Here is a 16255-nt window from a genome sequence, read left to right as displayed (position 1 = left end):
GGTATTCCTGACGTATGGGCATCGGCGCTTGGCTCCTGGTGGGCGTATTACGAACTTGGCTGGGGTGGCTGGTGTTCTGGGATCCAGTGGAAAATGCTTCTTTCATGCCTTGGCTGGCCGGTACGGCACTGATGCACTCATTGGCAGTGACAGAAAAACGCGGCACCTTTAAAGCATGGACAGTATTGCTGGCGATCTCTGCATTCTCTTTAAGTCTATTAGGTACCTTCTTGGTTCGTTCCGGTATCTTGGTATCGGTGCACGCATTCGCCTCTGATCCATCGCGCGGTATGTTCATCCTTGGCTTCTTGGTATTTGTTATCGGTGGCTCGCTGTTGCTGTTTGCTTGAAAGGTGCATCTGTGCGTGCACGTGGCAACTTTGATTTGCTATCGCGTGAGAACGCATTGCTTGGCAACAACGTGCTGTTGATGGCGGCGTTGGTTGTCGTACTTGTGGGTACCTTGTTACCACTGGTACACAAACAGATTGGGTTAGGCTCAGTCTCTATCGGTGCGCCTTTCTTTGATATGCTGTTTGCATGGCTGATGATTCCGTTCTCGTTCCTACTAGGTATCGGTCCACTGATCCGCTGGAAGCGTGACAAACTATCGACACTTGCTAAACCAATGATTATCTCAGGCATTATCTCGGTAGCATTCTCTGCGCTGATGATGTTTGTTCTAGCCGAGTACTTCACTGGCATGGCATTCCTTGGTTGGCTGATGGCGTCTTGGATCATTACCATGCACGGCTTTGAACTGTACGAGCGTGCCACCCATCGTCACTCGTTTGCTGAGGGTGTGAAGAAGCTACCGCGTAGTCACTGGGCAATGATTCTTGGCCACCTAGGTCTAGCGGTGAGTATCATTGGTATTGCGATGGTGCAGATTTACAGTATCGAACGCGATGTTCGCTTGGCTCCAGGTGAGACCTATCAGGTGTACGATTACAACTTCTACTTCCAAGGTGTACGTGATAAAGATGGCCCTAACTACGACGGTTATATCGCTGACTTTGAAATCACCAAAGATGGAAAGTACATCAACACATTGCACGCGGAGAAACGTTTCTATCGCACAGCGAAGTCGATGATGACGGAAGCGGCAATTGACCGTGGTGTAACACGCGATCTCTACATTGCGATGGGTGAGCGTCTAGATGATGGTAAGTCATGGGCAGTACGCATCTACCACAAACCATTCGTACGCTGGATTTGGTTTGGTGCCCTCATGATGTCAATTGGTGGCATATTGGCGATCAGCGATAAACGTTACCGATTCAGAAAAACCGATAAAGCGAAAGGAGAGGCATAATGAATAAGAAGATTCTGTTTATTCCGTTAGTTGCCTTTCTGATCTTGGTTGCGGTGTTTGCCGTGCAGTTGGGTCGCAACCAAGCGGGTGACGATCCAACGAAACTAGAGTCGGTGTTAATTGGCAAGCAGGTACCCCAGTTCCGTCTAGAAGACCTGGCGGAACCCGGCAAGCTGTACGACCAAGCGGTATTTAAAGGTGAGCCTCTACTTCTTAATGTATGGGCGACTTGGTGTCCAACCTGTTATGCCGAGCACCAATATCTTAATGAGCTTGCCGCAAATGGCGTGAAAATCATTGGTCTTAACTACAAAGACCAGCGTGATAAAGCGGTTCAGTGGCTAAACGAGCTTGGTAACCCATACCTAATCAGTCTCTTCGATGGTGACGGTATGCTTGGACTGGATCTTGGCGTGTACGGAGCACCTGAGACGTTTTCTCATTGATGCGAATGGTGTCATTCGTTATCGCCATGTCGGTGATGTTAACTCGCAAAACTGGAGTGAAAAACTTCAGCCGTTGTATCAGCAAATGCTAGAGGAGGCGAAGCAATGAAAAAATGGTTAGTTGCCCTGGCCTCAAGCTTAGTCTTGGCATTTGCGGTAAACGCCACAATTGAGATCCATGAATTCGATTCTTTAGAGCAAGAGAATCAGTTTAAGGAGCTGAGCCATACATTGCGTTGCCCTAAGTGTCAAAACAACACGATTGGTGACTCAAATGCTGAACTTGCGCAAGATTTGCGTCAGAAAGTGTATGAGATGACCAAAGAGGGTAAATCGAAGCAAGAAATCGTGGATTACATGATTGCCCGTTACGGTAACTTTGTCACCTACAACCCGCCATTGACGCTTGCGACGTCGATTCTCTGGCTTGGACCACTGTTTGTCATTGTTCTCGGCTTTGGATTGATTGTTGTCCGCAGTCGTAACAATCGTGCCTTGAGGGCGCAGCAAAGTGAACAGTGGAGCGAAGACAAAGAGGCCAAACTCAAAGCTTTACTGGATGACAAAGAGACTGGAGATAAGCAGTAATGACACTATTTTGGATATCAACAGTCGTTCTTGTCGTCGTTGCTATTGTGCTGTTGGCGCTGACACTAAACAGCAAGAAAGCCAATAATGATGAACAACTTCGTGACGAACTAAACAAAGCATTCTACAAAGATCGCCTGACTGAGCTGGAAGAAGAAACTAACGAAGGTTTGGTTGAAAACCAGCAAGATTTGATTGACGATCTTAAGCAATCACTTCTTGATGACATTCCAAATCAAGCGGAGACAAAGAAAACGTCTTTATCACCAATGACGATTCTTGTGCCTTCGGTGGTGCTGGTTGTCGCCATGACTTACGGGTTGTACATGCATTTTGGTGGCGCTGGGAAAGTTCAGGCATGGCAAGAGGTGTCTGGTCGTTTGCCAGAGCTTTCTAAGCGTCTGATGGGTGAGTCTGCCGAGCCAATGACAGAAGACGAAATGCAGGATCTAACGTTAGCGCTTCGTACTCGTCTGCACTATCAACCAGATGATTCAACTGGCTGGTTATTACTTGGTCGTATTGCACTGGCTAACCGTGACGTGACAACAGCAACAGATGCAATGGAAAAGGCCTACCGCCTTGAGCCAAATGATGCAGATGTGAAGCTGGGTTATGCGCAAGCCTTAATGATGTCACAAGATGAGCTAGAGCAGAATCAAGCTCGAGGCCTATTAAACAGCTTGTTGAAAGAAGAGTATGTGGATCTACGCGTACTTTCCCTTCTCGCGTTTGATGCTTTTGAGCGCCAGGACTACCCTGCAGCGGTTCGCTATTGGTCTGTTATGCAACGTATGATTGGCCCTGACGATAGCCGTTACGAAATGTTGACTCGCAGTATTGAAAATGCGCAAGCCAAAATGGGTGAGCCCATTGTTGAGGGCAAATCTGTCGCCGTCACGATTACTGTTTCACCACAAGCGAGCTTTCCGCAAGATGCTGCATTGATTGTGTCTGTGCATCCAGCTGATGGTTCTCCAATGCCAGTCGCGGCAGCACGCTACCCGTTAGGAACATTCCCACGCACGGTAGTCCTGGATGACAACAACAGCATGATGCAAGGTCGTAAGCTATCTAGCCTTGATGGTTTGATTGTTAGAGCCCGTATTGACAGTGATGGCTACGTTGCAACTCGCGATGGCGATTGGTTTGGTGAGAGCCAGCCAGCCGCACTTGGTGATACTGTCGAGCTTGCTATTGACCAACAGTACTAATCCACAAACTACGGCATGCGGTTAAATAAAGTGTGTCCAACTTGTTGCTTTAACTAGCTTGGACGGTCGCATGCCGCTATACTCATCCATAGTGGTTATCAATACAATCTGACGTTAATTACTTACTTATCAAGTAAATAGAAAAATAGTTAATACATCAGACGCAGATTGTACCGGCTTATGGATGAGGTTATGCAATCAGCAATAACCGGCAAAAAGTCTACGCTTTTTGCCGTTTTTGTATCTAGCGTATTTCTATTTGGCTGCTCTTCAGCACCAAAAGACGAGCAAGTTCCTTCGGTTCAGGAGTCAACGACGCCTCCTATTGAGTCTGAATCTGTCGGTACTTCGATAGAGGCTACCAATGCGCCACAAGACGCGGTGAATGATTCTGGTGTTAGCGCCGCTCAAAGTCGTGTCGATCTAAGTAGCGAAACGCCAGTTGGCACCGATGTTTATGACCCGTTTGAAGGTTTCAACCGGGCGATGTTTACTTTCAACTATGACTATCTAGACCCTTACTTCGTTAGGCCTGTCTCTTTGGCTTATGTGAACTATACCCCCGTACCAATCCGCTCTGGCGTGAGTAATTTTCTTGCTAACCTGGATGAGCCATTCAGTGCTGTGAACAACGTAGTGATGGGTAATGGCTCTAAAGCGCTCGACCACTTCAACCGTTTTTGGATCAACAGTACGCTTGGTCTGTTGGGCTTTATTGATATCGCCTCCGCAGCAGGTATAGAGAAGCACGACAAGAAAGAGTTTGGTGATGCGGTTGGTCACTACGGTGTCGGCACCGGTCCATACTTCATGGTACCCGGTTACGGACCAATTACCTTGCGTGAGGGGGCAGATGTCGTCGATGGTCTTTATCCACCAATTTCATTCTTGAATTTCTGGGCAAGCCTTGGCAAGTGGGCGCTAGAAGGCATGGAGAAACGTGCACTCGTCGTGTCTCAAGAGGCAACGTTGGAACGCTCACCAGATCCATATGCACTAACACGTGATATCTATATTCAACGCCAGAACTACAATGCTGAAGTGGTCAGTGATGAGGTTGATGAAGAGCAAGAAGCGTACATAGATGATTACTTGGATAGCTTTGATGAGTAGCTTTAACAAGTAGTCCTAGTGAGTAAAAATAAAACGTCACTCAATTGAGTGACGTTTTTTTCGTAGAAAACTTGTCGTCATCTTCACGACAGTGAAGATCGTCTAAGACGTGTGACTAACATTAATTGATAGGTTTACTCACCATTTTGGTTATCAACGCGCTGTACGAGCTCCCCTTTTGCAAGGGGGTGACGATATTTCTAGTAGTCTCTGCTACCAAGTCAGAAGATTAGAAGCGGTAGTTAGCTTGAACACCTGCAATCCAAACGTCACCTGAGATTTCACCTTCAAATGTACCAAATACTGCCGCACTTCCATCTAGTGCATCACGTGGTTCAACAATAGACGCATCGCGAGCCATTATGTAGGTCAGACCGCCATCTAAGGTAAACTGCTTGGTAAAGGCGTAGCTAACACCCGCACTAAGCCAAGTACGGTCAGTCTCTGGGATCGTTGTGGTACGGTACTTGTCGTCAACTGCAGACATGTCGTATGCCACGCCACCACGCAGTGCAAGCTTGCTGTTTAACTGGTAGGTTGTGCCCAATGCGAAGCGATAGCTGTCTTTCCAGTTCTCGTTCTTGATAGGAGACGTCACACCATCTACAAACTTAGCTTCCAGCTTTTCAAAGCTGCTCCACTGGGTCCAGTTAATGCTTGCATGCATCGCCCATTGGTCAGTGAGTTGGTGGAAAGACGCAAGTTCAGCGGTTGCAGGAAGAGCTACGCTAAGCTTGCCGTCGCGACGACCTTGGAAGTGGAAGACTTCGCCCTCGCCGTATCCATCAAAATCCATCATCACTTCAGATTTATAGGCAAAACCGAGGCGATGGCTGTCGTTGATTTGCCATGCCGCACCGAGGACATAACCCCAAGAGCTGTCAGTGCCTTCGACATATTTAAGGTATGAGCCTTTTTGAATAGCTGTAGTTGCTGATGTGGGCAGTGTAAAAGGAGCCGTTGCACCAATCTTACCTTCACCAGTAACAAAACGGATACCACCACCAACACTGAATGCATCATTGATTTGGTAACCAAGGTTTGCCACCGCTTCAACGGTCATGATCTTCGCTTCATTACCATATTGTGTCGCTTTGAATTCGCTGCCTAGGTTCGTTTCCATGCCATAGTTTGAACCCAATGCCAAACCAGCAAACCATTGTTCGTTGATTTGATGGGAAACATAAAGGTTAGGTACTGGCGCACTGTTCGCAATGTCTTTCGCTTCGGTGTAGACAGGTTGACCACCAATGGCCGCCGTGCCTTTCACATCAATGTTAGGTTCAACGTACAACACACCACCGGAGATTTGTGTGCCTTCCAAGTAGGTAAGCATGGCAGGGTTACGCCATTGTGCGCCAGCATTATCCGCCATCGCCGCTTCACCAGCGTAAGCTCGGCCTAGGCCAGTCGCAGAGTACTCAGCAAGTTGAAAGCCTGCCGCAGACGCAGTCGTAGACGCTAGTGTTCCCAATACCACTGCAATAGCAAGGGGAGAGTATTTGGTATTTATCATTGTTGTTCGCTCAAATTAATTGCGTTTAGAGCGCAGATTCTATTTTTAGAGCATTAACTTTAAAACTATTTTGTGACTAAAAGTGCATTTTTAAGATTATCTATCGGCAGGGGTTATTTTGTAGGTGAATATTCTGGTTGTTATCGAGATGTTGTGAAATTTGAGCGTACAGCTGTAAGGAGGGAAGGGCGTGATATGTGCAGAAAAGCAAAAAGGGCCGATACATCGACCCTTTTGAGATATAGGAGGCTAGTGCTTAGAAGCTGTAGCTGTATTGGATACCAGCAAGGATTGCGTCAGCGCGCGTAGTTGCTGTTAGCATTTCAACACCAGGAACGATTGTTTCAGAAACATTTACGTCTTTACCCATTAGGTAAGTGAAACCGAAGTCAATTGTGTGGTGCTGTTTGAAGTTGTAACCAAAACCAGCGGACAACCATTGGCGATCCGAATCAGGAACAGAAATCGACGTTAGCTTATCCTGAGCGGCAGTATCGTACATATAACCGGCACGTAGAGTCCAAGCATCGTTTAGGTAATATGTACCACCGATAGCTACGTGATAACCATCTTGCCATTCGTAGTCTTTAACAGTTACACCATTGTTTGTCTCAATTTTGTCGAAAACACTCCAACCGATCCATTGAAGACTGTAGTGTACAGCGAACTTTGAATCTTGAATTTTGTGATAACCTGAAAACTCTAGCATGCTTGGCAAAGGTAGCTTGATGCTGTCAGCAGTCAAATCACCCGAGTAGAATACATCACCTTTCGCTTCGATTTCAGGACTGTAGTGGTAGCCTAGACCGAAACGGTTGTTTTCATTTAATTCAAAAACAGTACCTAGATTAAAACCGACTCCTACGCCATCAGCTTCGATATCTACCGCGGTATCTACTGGCGCCGGGAAGCCAGTTTTACGCACTAACTTGCCGCTACCTTGTACGATATCAATACCACCGCCGATGCTCCATTGCTCGTTAACTCGGTAGGCTGCATTTAACGTGTAGTTGATGCTTGAAATCTCGGTAGTACCACCAAAGACTGTTGCTGCTGGAATTTGTCCTGCAGGGAAACCTGACCCGGCGCCAAAGTTATCATCAAAGTTGTTGTTAGTACCAAAGTTGGAATAGATGCCTGCACCTAGTGCCCACTGATCATTTAAACGGTGAATGTAGTAAATGTTTGGGACAGGTGTACCGCTGCTATTATTTGCGTCCGCAACAGGAGCTCCTGTGATGTAGTTGATGTCTTTTACATCAATATTTGTCTTAATGTAGTTAACGCCACCAGAAAACTGGTGCGAGTCAAATAGTGTCATTGCCGCAGCATTACGTGCCATTACCGATGCGTTGTCGGCGATAACTGCATCACCTGCAAATGCGCGGCCTAGACCCGTTGCAGATTGAGAGTTGAGCTGGAAACCAGCGGCTGCTGCTTGTTGAGAGGCGAAAGTGAGTGACGAGACTGCCACTGCTAATAGTGTTTTTTTATACAGACGCGAAGTAGTCATTTAGTATACATCCTTTTTTGTAATCGCCTCTTATGGGCGTTAGTGTAAATTGAGTTAAAACTCAATTCGGGCTGATCCTAATCGCTAGTATAGACATTAGAAATCAGACCAGTAATCAAAATGACGCAAAAAGTATATAAATGACGACTATTTGGCAGTAAAAGCATCGAATATGTCGATATTTAGAGTTGGTGCTCTAAATTCGAGTGAAGATACAAAAAAGGCTTACCTCGAAAGATAAGCCTTCTTAATTACGTTTTTTTAAGCTGGGTTCATGACTTTTCTGATGTTTTCGCCGATTTTCGCTAAATCTTCGCCCTCTTCTCCAACTAGGATAAAGCTGCTATTTCCCATCGGCTTAACCATGCCTGTCATGCCATCTTTATCGAAGCTTTCCACTTGGTCAGTGGCAATACCTGTAAGAAATAGGGTGACTTTACCTTTCTCGCCCTCAAACACGATGTGCATTGCATTTGAATCACCAAAACCACAATGATTAATGTAAAACACATGATATGGAAAGCTTTGTCCTAACTGGTAGGAAAACGGCAATAGCTTGGCGTTTATTTGCTCTTTCGAGGCATTTTCATCCAAAGAATCAATAAAGCTTTTCTCTGCGTTGAAGTGCTCCATCGCCATGTCTGGCAGCGATGCTTGCGCGTCAGACACGACTATATTACCCCAGTTAACCTGACCTACAAGCAAGCCAAATGCAAAGGCCACAGATGCAGCCATAGATAGTGCTCGTTTACCGAAGCTCACTTTAACCACGTTATTCTCTGGCGGTTGGTTAAACAAAATTCGATCGGCAAGATCGTCAGGTACGTCAACTTTCATCGCCTGTTCGATACGCGCATCTAGACCCAGAATGTCATCCAGGTATTTGGCGTTAGCCTCACTGTTTTTGGTTGCCTCCAACAGCTCGGGATCTCTTGCCTTAGGATCGGACATAACGCGACGACGGAATTCTAACTCATCCATTTTGTTGCCCCCTATGTGCATCCTCAGACTCAAGCATCTCTTTAAGCTGGTTTCGAGCTCTAAATAATCGAGTCATAACGGTATTCTTGTTTAAGTCGAGTATGTTGCCAATTTCCTCACCACTAAAGCCACCGACGACTTGAAGGAAAAGCGGCTCGCGATACTCGACATCGAGTTTCATGATTTGTGCTTGAAGCCATTCCTGTTGATGGTACGGATCATCAGACACTTTGGCATCATTGCCGTAGTCATCAATATCAACCAGATCGAACTGCTTGCGCTCGAAGCGTCTTGCATTCTCTCTGCGCAGAATAGTGATCAGCCACGACTTCGCTGCCTTTTCATCTTGCAAGCTGTCTAACGACTTCCACGCTCGAAGGCAAGTCTCTTGAACCAAATCCTCCGCGATAGGCTTGTCTTTGCATAGCCAATACGCATATCGGAAGAGGTCGCGATGATAAGCACGCACCAGTGCTTCATATTTTCTTTGTCTGTCCATATCCGAGTTGACCGGACGTTTCGAGAATTTCTTTCCAAAATTTTTAATTAATGACACAGGAGCCCCCGTTTTCGCTCTGTGAACCGTGTTTTTTGTCCCGTGGTGTCAGTAAAGTCACACAAAATTGATCTAGTTCAAAATTCAGACCTGTGGAGAAGCTATATTAGACCCTGTCATCTCGTTGGTCTTTCGAGACTAACATGTTGAGCAAGATGACACTTCCTTTTGAAGGCTGACTTTACTTTCTCCTAATCAGGAAACTGATTATTTTCAATTGGCGCAAGTTAATTGCTTTAGAGATTCCAACCACACAATTTATCTGTGTGGTTTTTTTTTGCCTGAAATCCTGCCGATATCTTCTTGTTTTCTCACACCATATTGTTGCCGACTTTACGCAATTCTCATATTCCATTTTGGTCGACCCTATCACGTTATTCAATAAAACCGCTGATATTTGTCAAACGGTTGTTTTAAATCCGTAACAATCCCGTTACAATGCGTGTGGTCAGACCTCTTTAGGAAGGAGAAACTATGAGCAGTAAGGACGTGGGGAAAATCGATCTCACCACTCGAAACGGTGAGCGAATTGCTGTTGTGGCGGGGCTTCGTACCCCTTTTGCCCGCCAAAGTACCGAATTTAGTCAAGTACCAGCGGTGGACTTAGGAAAAATGGTCGTCGCTGAAATGATGGCACGCACCGATATTGATCCTAAGTTGATCGACCAAGTGGTGTTTGGTCAAGTAGTGCAAATGCCGGAAGCGCCAAATATTGCTCGTGAAATTGTTTTGGGCACTGGAATGGACATCCATACGGATGCTTACAGTGTGACGCGCGCCTGTGCGACCAGTTTCCAAGCCGCGGCTAACGTTTGTGAAAGCATTATGCAGGGACGATAGATGCCGGTATTGCTGGTGGTGCAGACTCGTCGTCAGTGCTACCCATTGGCGTATCCAAGAAACTTGCTGCTAACCTATTGGCTCTGAGTAAAACCAAAACGGTCGGCCAAAAACTCAATATTCTTAAAAAGCTATCGTTTAAAGATTTGATGCCAGTCCCCCCTGCCGTCGCAGAGTACTCGACAGGTCTTTCTATGGGTCAAACTGCCGAGCAAATGGCAAAATCACACGGTATTACCCGTCTAGAGCAAGATGAGCTTGCTCACCGTTCTCACACTCTTGCTTCTCAAGCATGGAAAGAGGGCAAAGTGCGCGACGAAGTGATGTCTGCATTCCCTGAGCCATACAAAAAGAGCTTAGATGAAGACAACAACATTCGTCATGACTCCGAGCTTTCTAGCTACAGCAAACTGCGTCCTGCCTTTGATAGGCAGTACGGCAGCGTTACCGCAGCAAACAGTACGCCGTTAACCGATGGCGCAGCAGCAATTATGTTGATGCGCGAAGGGCGAGCGAAAGAGCTTGGACTCGAAATCAAGGGTTACATTCGCTCTTACGCTTTCTCAGCGATTGGCGTTCGTGAAGACATGCTGATGGGGCCTTCTTATGCTACACCGATGGCGCTAGATCGCGCGGGTATTTCTCTGTCCGATCTAACGCTTATCGATATGCATGAAGCCTTTGCCGCACAAGCACTATCTAATGTGAAGATGTTTGCCAGCGATAAGTTCGCTCAAGAAAAGTTGGGTCGTTCTAAAGCGATCGGTGAAATTGATATGGATAAGTTCAACGTACTTGGTGGCTCCCTTGCTTATGGTCACCCGTTTGCCGCGACTGGTGCACGAATGATCACGCAAACGTTGAATGAACTGAAGCGACGCGGGGGAGGGCTTGCCCTTAACACTGCGTGTGCAGCAGGTGGCTTGGGTGCAGCAATGGTTCTGGAGGTAGAATAATGAGTGAACAAAAAGCCTTTCATCTTTCGGTAGATGAGCAGAACATCGCATGGCTTGGCATCGATGTGCCAGGCGAAAAAATGAATACGTTACAAGCTGCGTTTGCCGAAGAAATGGCGCAGTTGTTTGAAGAATTAGAGCAGAAAAAAGCTGAGTTAAAAGGACTGATTGTCCACTCGCTTAAACCGGATAACTTCATCGCCGGTGCCGATGTAAGAATGCTTGATGCTTGTACCTCCGCTGAGGAAGCTCAGTCTTTAGCTGCTAAAGGACAAGAGATGTTCCAGCAGCTGTCAGACTTACCGTTCCCAGTTGTTTCGGCTATCCACGGCCCTTGTTTAGGTGGTGGTCTTGAGCTTGCGCTGGCGTGTGACTACCGAGTCTGTAGCGATGCGGGTATCACTAAGCTTGGCTTACCAGAAGTACAGCTTGGATTATTGCCTGGCTCTGGCGGTACTCAGCGATTGCCACGCTTGATTGGTTTGCTGCCATCATTGGATCTCATTCTAACGGGTAAGCAGCTTCGCGCCAAAAAAGCCAAAAAGCTTGGTGTGGTTGATGCGAGCGTCCCAAAAACCATCCTGCTCGATGTGGCGAAACAGTTTTTGGAGAAAGGCAAAAAACGTAAAGCCAAGAAACTGAGCAAGAAAGAAGTCCTAATGTCTGGCACTGGCCTCGGTCGCAAAGTAATTTTTGATCAGGCGGCGAAAAAGACCAATGAGAAAACGCGCGGCAATTATCCAGCGGCGGACGCTATTTTGGATGTGATTCGTTATGGTCTAGAAAAAGGCATGAAGAAAGGGCTAGAAAACGAAGCGAAGCGTTTCGGCGAGCTTGTCATGACGTCTGAGTCAAAAGCGCTGCGTTCTATCTTCTTTGCAACCACTGAAATGAAAAAAGAGTTTGGTAGCGATGCTAAGCCAAACACGGTTAATAACGCTGTAGTCCTTGGTGGCGGTTTAATGGGGGCGGGTATCACTCATGTCACCGTTAGCAAAGCGAAAGTGCCGGTGCGAATCAAAGATGTTTCTAATGATGGCATCGTCAACGCGCTGGGATACAACTACAAGCTACTAGAGAAGAAACGCAAGCGTCGTATTATCTCTAAGGCCGATTTGCAAGCACAAATGCTGCAAATGGCGGGCGGCACTGACTTTACCGGCTTCGATAAAGCGGATGTGGTGGTTGAAGCCGTGTTTGAAGACTTAGGTCTAAAACAGCAAATGGTGAGTGATGTGGAAACGCATGCGAAGCCAACCACTATTTTCGCTACTAACACGTCATCGATTCCAATTGCACAGATTGCAGAAAAAGCAGAGCGTCCGGAAAATGTGGTAGGTCTGCACTATTTCAGCCCAGCAGACAAAATGCCACTTGTGGAAGTTATTCCGCATGAAACGACGTCTGAAGAGACCATCGCTACTATGGTTCAGTTTGCTAGAAAGCAAGGTAAGACACCGATTGTGGTGAAAGACCAAGCTGGTTTTTATGTAAACCGTATTCTTGCGCCATATATGAATGAGTCGGCGAATGTGCTTCTTGCCAACGAACCTATTGAGTCATTGGATAGAGCATTATTAGATTTCGGGTTCCCAGTAGGGCCGATTACGCTGCTTGATGAAGTTGGTGTGGATATTGGTGCTAAGATCATGCCGATTTTGGTCAATGAACTTGGTGAACGATTCCAAGGTCCAGATGTGTTCGACAAACTGCTCAGCGATGGCCGAAAAGGTCGTAAGTCGGGTAAAGGCTTCTATACCTATAAAGGCAAGAAGAAGTCCGTTGATAGCTCAGTGTATGGCGTTTTAGGTCTTAAGCCTGAAGCGACAATGTCAGAAAAAGACATCGCGATCCGCTGTGTGCTGCCAATGCTCAATGAGGCGGTACGTTGTCTCGATGAAGGTATTATTCGCAGCCCTCGTGACGGTGACATTGGTGCTATTTTCGGTATCGGTTTCCCTCCGTTCTTGGGTGGTCCATTCCGCTATATGGACTCACTAGGCATCAAGAAGGTGGTGGAATTGATGAATGAACACGCTCAAAAATACGGAGACCGTTTTGCTCCGTGTGATGGACTCGTTACTCGAGCGGGTCTTGAAGAGAGCTTTTACAAGTAATTTAGAACACCCATCTAGAAAACTTAGGGTCTAGAAATATTCACCCCCTCGAAAGAGGGGGTGTTTTTTTATCCTAAATCGGTGTCTTTTGGTCTGAGTTGAAACTCTTCTATTGAGCCAATTTCTAATCCCAAATCAAGCTTGTCTGCATCAACATGAGCCTTACCTTGGCTATGCATGATGAGGCGGTTTGCTGTGCGCGGTTTCAGCTCGTTGACAACGAAGCGAATCATATCGGCGCGTGTTAACGATTTGAGCTCCTCAAGCACTTTTTCTCGCTGACTAAAGCTGGTGTCTTTATTGCCGATGGCAATCCACAATCGCTGAGCTCGACCTCGCAAAGTGGTATCTGGAGTCGCAATCTGATTCCAGAGTCCTTTCTTGCTGCTGTGCCATTGATAGTCATTGAGCTCAAGTAGCACCATATAGAACGCATTCAAAAACTCATCGATAGAGCGAATAAGATCGCTCGGTGCTGCATTGGGGGATTGGACATAAAGCACTATCCCAGGATGGCGATTGAGCGGCATGTTGCCAGTGCCGACCATATAACCGAGTTGCTGTTTGGTTCGGATTTCATGGAAGAAGGTCGCCGACATCAAATGATTGGCCAGTGAGTATAAGGCGATGCTGCGCGGGCTGATGTCCTCACATTGGTAGTAGACCACAATCGCTGAGTCATCTTGATCGCAAAACACTTCTTTCTGGAAACTGCCGTTGCGTCCAAGCATGACCAAAGGTCGCAAACTCTCTTCGTATTTTTGATTGTGGATACGAAGCGCATCTTTGAGCGTGGTCGCGATGTCGTGCGCACCTTGCTTATGCCAATCACCATACACGAACATGTCGATGTGCAGCTCAGATAATATCGCTTGTACAAAGCTCGGTAGTTCGTCAACTGTGATAGTTTCTAGGGCGTCTAGCAGCACAGAGTTTGGCGGATTATTGGGCTGTAAGATACCCGTCATAGCGTTGAATAGCTGAGAAATTGGGCGATCTTTCGCCGAGTTACGCCAACCTCTCATTAGCTGCGCTTTTATGCTCTCAAAACGTGCGGGATTAAACTCTCGCGACGCAAAGCGCTTGAGTATCATCTCCAAAAGCTGAGGCTGCTTCTTACTAAAGCCAGAAATTGACAAGGTGACACCACCTTGGTGGGCGTACATATCGTAGCTCAACCCGGCGACTTCCGCAGGGTAGGTTTCCTCAGAGAGCGAGTCTAGGAACATCTCGACACACAGCCGTGTTTTGACGATATTACGGGCGGAAGCGACGGAATGGGGGCTATCGATAGCGATAAACACCACGCCTTTCGGTACCTTAAATTGACTGTCCTGAAGGTGCCATAAGCGAAAACCGTCTAAATCTTCAATCAACTGTGGATGAGCCTCTTCGCTCTCAAGCGGATAGGTCGATAAATCGTAGTTGATGAACGGGTTTTTCTCAGGTAAACAGAAGGGTTGCTCCCCCTCTTCTAGAGGCTGATTGAAAAACGCCAGTTCTTCTTCGGTGAATGCCGTGACCGAGTAGGGCGTGAAGTACCACTTTGCTTGTTTATCGTAGTGTTGTTCTTTGGCAACCAGCGTCGCTTTGAGGTTTCGGGTCGTTAAGAACTGGGCGTATTCAAGTAACATGGCCTCGTCATAGCCCGCCATTTTGTAGTCGCCGTAAATGACATCCTCAGGCGGATAGTGCTGCATGTTCATCACCAGGTGACTGACCATGTCCATTTGTCTTGCGGGTTCTTGAAACTGGAACGCAGATTCCATGACCGCACGTTTTTCCAAATAGCGCCATTCCTGCATGCCTTGAGTTTTAATCAGCTCTAGGTATTGGAAAACGGCTTGAATCATCTCGTTGACGTGCTCAAGCCCGGTGGGTGTCAGCGTCATACTGACACTAAACTCGCGGTAGTTACTACCAGATGCGCCACCACCCGCAGACAGAGACGTGATCCAGCCAAGCTCTTTCATGTGCAGCATTAAGCTGCCTTTGCCTTCATAGCCCAGTAAGTTGGCAAAATAAGACAAAGGTTTTTGGTGATAATGCTGCTGAGTCGCTGGAAACGGAAACGCAAGGATTAACTTACGAAGCTCTTTAATAGGTTCTACGCGCACCATGACTTGAGTATTGTCTTCGGTGGCGAAAGGCACATCTATGGATTTGCTAATACGTTGGTTGTTGACGATGTCGGCAAACTTGTCTGTTGCCCACTGCTCTAACTCATCCAGCTCATGTGGGCCGATCATGGCAAGCGTCATGATGTCAGCAGAATATTGCTGCTGGTGGAAACGAAGGATCTCACCGCGAATGCTTTCACCGTTACGATCGCTCAGCGTTTCGATATTGCCGACAGAAAACTTGGCGAAAGGATGCGCTTGGTTAACGGTCTCTTTTTGTACCTGGTATAACCTGCGTCCATCTTCATTAAGTTTAAGCTTGTATTCGGAGTCAACCGCCTGGCGCTCTTTATCTAGCGCTTCTTCGTTGAAAAGCGGAGCAGTGAAAAACTGACTGAAGCGATCGAGGCCTTTCTCGAACGCATTTGGATAGACGTCAAAGAAGTAACAAGTATGCTCGGTGCCAGTCCAGGCATTGTTGCTGCCACCGTGTTGACTGATAAAGGATTGAAACTCGCCAACTTTAGGGTATTTTTCCGTGCCCAAGAACAGCATGTGTTCGAGATAGTGAGCAAGGCCCTCACGGTCGTCTGGGTCATCAAAATGGCCGACGTTCACCGCAAGCGCAGCAGCGGACTTTTGGGCGTGCTCGTCTTTGACGAGCAGGACGCGTAACTCATTACTTAGAGTGAGGTAGCGATATGAGCGATTATCATTTGGACTTATATGCACGTATCTTCTCCGGATTAAGCGGTGGCTTGGGACAGCTTAACCAAGCGTCTGGCGACAAAAGCGATGTCTCACAATTGGTACTAACAGGGATGACCAATAACTATTTACAATCTTTCATGGAGACAGACAAAAACTAACTTACAATCTTTTTTAAGTATCAACCTTTAAATTGTTAAGAAAGTCGAAGCCTTTAGCAAGTGAATTGATATAATTAATTTTTTAAATAAGTATATACCCTAGTTATCGGA

10 protein-coding genes and 3 pseudogenes are annotated in these 16255 nt (G+C 46.8%); 8 read left to right on the top strand and 5 right to left on the bottom strand.

What is annotated here, in order from left to right; translation table 11 throughout:
- The 5 genes and pseudogenes from TZ48_RS21360 to TZ48_RS21340 all read left to right on the top strand — a co-directional run.
- Positions 1–1315 (top strand): annotated as a pseudogene (locus tag TZ48_RS21360) (heme lyase CcmF/NrfE family subunit); the annotation flags it as partial.
- Positions 1315–1870, top strand: a pseudogene (locus TZ48_RS21355) (DsbE family thiol:disulfide interchange protein). The pseudogenes TZ48_RS21360 and TZ48_RS21355, both read left to right, overlap by 1 nt.
- Complete coding sequence (locus TZ48_RS21350; protein ID WP_112480608.1) at positions 1867–2349, top strand: cytochrome c-type biogenesis protein; 483 nt, start codon at positions 1867–1869, stop codon at positions 2347–2349. The pseudogene TZ48_RS21355 and the gene TZ48_RS21350 overlap by 4 nt, the downstream one beginning before the upstream one ends.
- On the top strand, positions 2349–3563 hold the full coding sequence (gene ccmI / locus TZ48_RS21345; RefSeq protein WP_112480606.1) for a c-type cytochrome biogenesis protein CcmI: 1215 nt from the start codon (positions 2349–2351) through the stop codon (positions 3561–3563). The genes TZ48_RS21350 and ccmI overlap by 1 nt, the downstream gene beginning before the upstream one ends.
- Positions 3564–3755: 192 nt before the next feature.
- Complete coding sequence (locus tag TZ48_RS21340) at positions 3756–4676, top strand: MlaA family lipoprotein (protein ID WP_112480604.1); 921 nt, start codon at positions 3756–3758, stop codon at positions 4674–4676.
- Between the two features lie 229 nt (positions 4677–4905).
- On the opposite strand, the gene TZ48_RS21335 is transcribed toward TZ48_RS21340, so the two are convergent.
- From TZ48_RS21335 to TZ48_RS21320, 4 genes are all read right to left on the bottom strand, one after another.
- Positions 4906–6189 carry an outer membrane protein transport protein gene (locus tag TZ48_RS21335; protein ID WP_420822975.1) on the bottom strand — a complete coding sequence of 428 codons (1284 nt, stop codon included), beginning with the start codon at positions 6187–6189 and terminating at the stop codon, positions 4906–4908.
- Between the two features lie 259 nt (positions 6190–6448).
- Positions 6449–7705 carry an OmpP1/FadL family transporter gene (locus tag TZ48_RS21330; protein WP_112480601.1) on the bottom strand — a complete coding sequence of 419 codons (1257 nt, stop codon included), beginning with the start codon at positions 7703–7705 and terminating at the stop codon, positions 6449–6451.
- A 261-nt stretch (positions 7706–7966) separates the two neighbouring features.
- Positions 7967–8686, bottom strand: a complete 720-nt coding sequence (locus TZ48_RS21325) for a DUF3379 domain-containing protein (protein ID WP_112480599.1) — start codon at positions 8684–8686, stop codon at positions 7967–7969.
- Positions 8679–9185, bottom strand: a complete 507-nt coding sequence (locus TZ48_RS21320; protein WP_239671024.1) for a sigma-70 family RNA polymerase sigma factor — start codon at positions 9183–9185, stop codon at positions 8679–8681. Before TZ48_RS21320 ends, TZ48_RS21325 begins: the two co-directional genes overlap by 8 nt.
- A gap of 531 nt (positions 9186–9716) precedes the next feature.
- On the opposite strand from TZ48_RS21320, the pseudogene fadI reads away from it, so the two are divergent.
- Together fadI and fadJ are read left to right on the top strand one after the other, a co-directional pair.
- Positions 9717–11038, top strand: a pseudogene (gene fadI, locus TZ48_RS21315) (acetyl-CoA C-acyltransferase FadI).
- On the top strand, positions 11038–13155 hold the full coding sequence (gene fadJ / locus TZ48_RS21310) for a fatty acid oxidation complex subunit alpha FadJ (RefSeq protein ID WP_112480595.1): 2118 nt from the start codon (positions 11038–11040) through the stop codon (positions 13153–13155). The pseudogene fadI and the gene fadJ overlap by 1 nt, the downstream one beginning before the upstream one ends.
- Before the next feature lie 68 nt (positions 13156–13223).
- Here the strand turns inward: fadJ and TZ48_RS21305 are convergent, their stop codons facing one another.
- Entirely contained in the window at positions 13224–16007 is a 2784-nt protein-coding gene (locus TZ48_RS21305; protein ID WP_112480592.1) for an insulinase family protein, read from the bottom strand.
- Between TZ48_RS21305 and TZ48_RS24505 the strand changes: the two genes are divergently transcribed.
- On the top strand, positions 15977–16144 hold the full coding sequence (locus TZ48_RS24505; RefSeq protein ID WP_162674686.1) for a hypothetical protein: 168 nt from the start codon (positions 15977–15979) through the stop codon (positions 16142–16144). The genes TZ48_RS21305 and TZ48_RS24505 overlap by 31 nt on opposite strands.
- Positions 16145–16255 lie beyond the last annotated feature (111 nt).

Origin of the sequence: Vibrio variabilis (assembly GCF_003263785.1) — a bacterium.
Taxonomy (GTDB): domain Bacteria; phylum Pseudomonadota; class Gammaproteobacteria; order Enterobacterales; family Vibrionaceae; genus Vibrio; species Vibrio variabilis.
This window is presented reverse-complemented; position numbering and strand designations above follow the sequence as displayed.

Coding starts and splice junctions, on each gene's coding strand:
- TZ48_RS21350 (WP_112480608.1), top strand. CDS start 1,867: ATGAAAAAATGGTTAGTTGCCCTGGCCTCAAGCTTAGTCTTGGCATTT.
- ccmI (WP_112480606.1), top strand. CDS start 2,349: ATGACACTATTTTGGATATCAACAGTCGTTCTTGTCGTCGTTGCTATT.
- TZ48_RS21340 (WP_112480604.1), top strand. CDS start 3,756: ATGCAATCAGCAATAACCGGCAAAAAGTCTACGCTTTTTGCCGTTTTT.
- TZ48_RS21330 (WP_112480601.1), bottom strand. CDS start 7,705: ATGACTACTTCGCGTCTGTATAAAAAAACACTATTAGCAGTGGCAGTC.
- TZ48_RS21325 (WP_112480599.1), bottom strand. CDS start 8,686: ATGGATGAGTTAGAATTCCGTCGTCGCGTTATGTCCGATCCTAAGGCA.
- TZ48_RS21320 (WP_239671024.1), bottom strand. CDS start 9,185: ATGGACAGACAAAGAAAATATGAAGCACTGGTGCGTGCTTATCATCGC.
- fadJ (WP_112480595.1), top strand. CDS start 11,038: ATGAGTGAACAAAAAGCCTTTCATCTTTCGGTAGATGAGCAGAACATC.
- TZ48_RS24505 (WP_162674686.1), top strand. CDS start 15,977: ATGAGCGATTATCATTTGGACTTATATGCACGTATCTTCTCCGGATTA.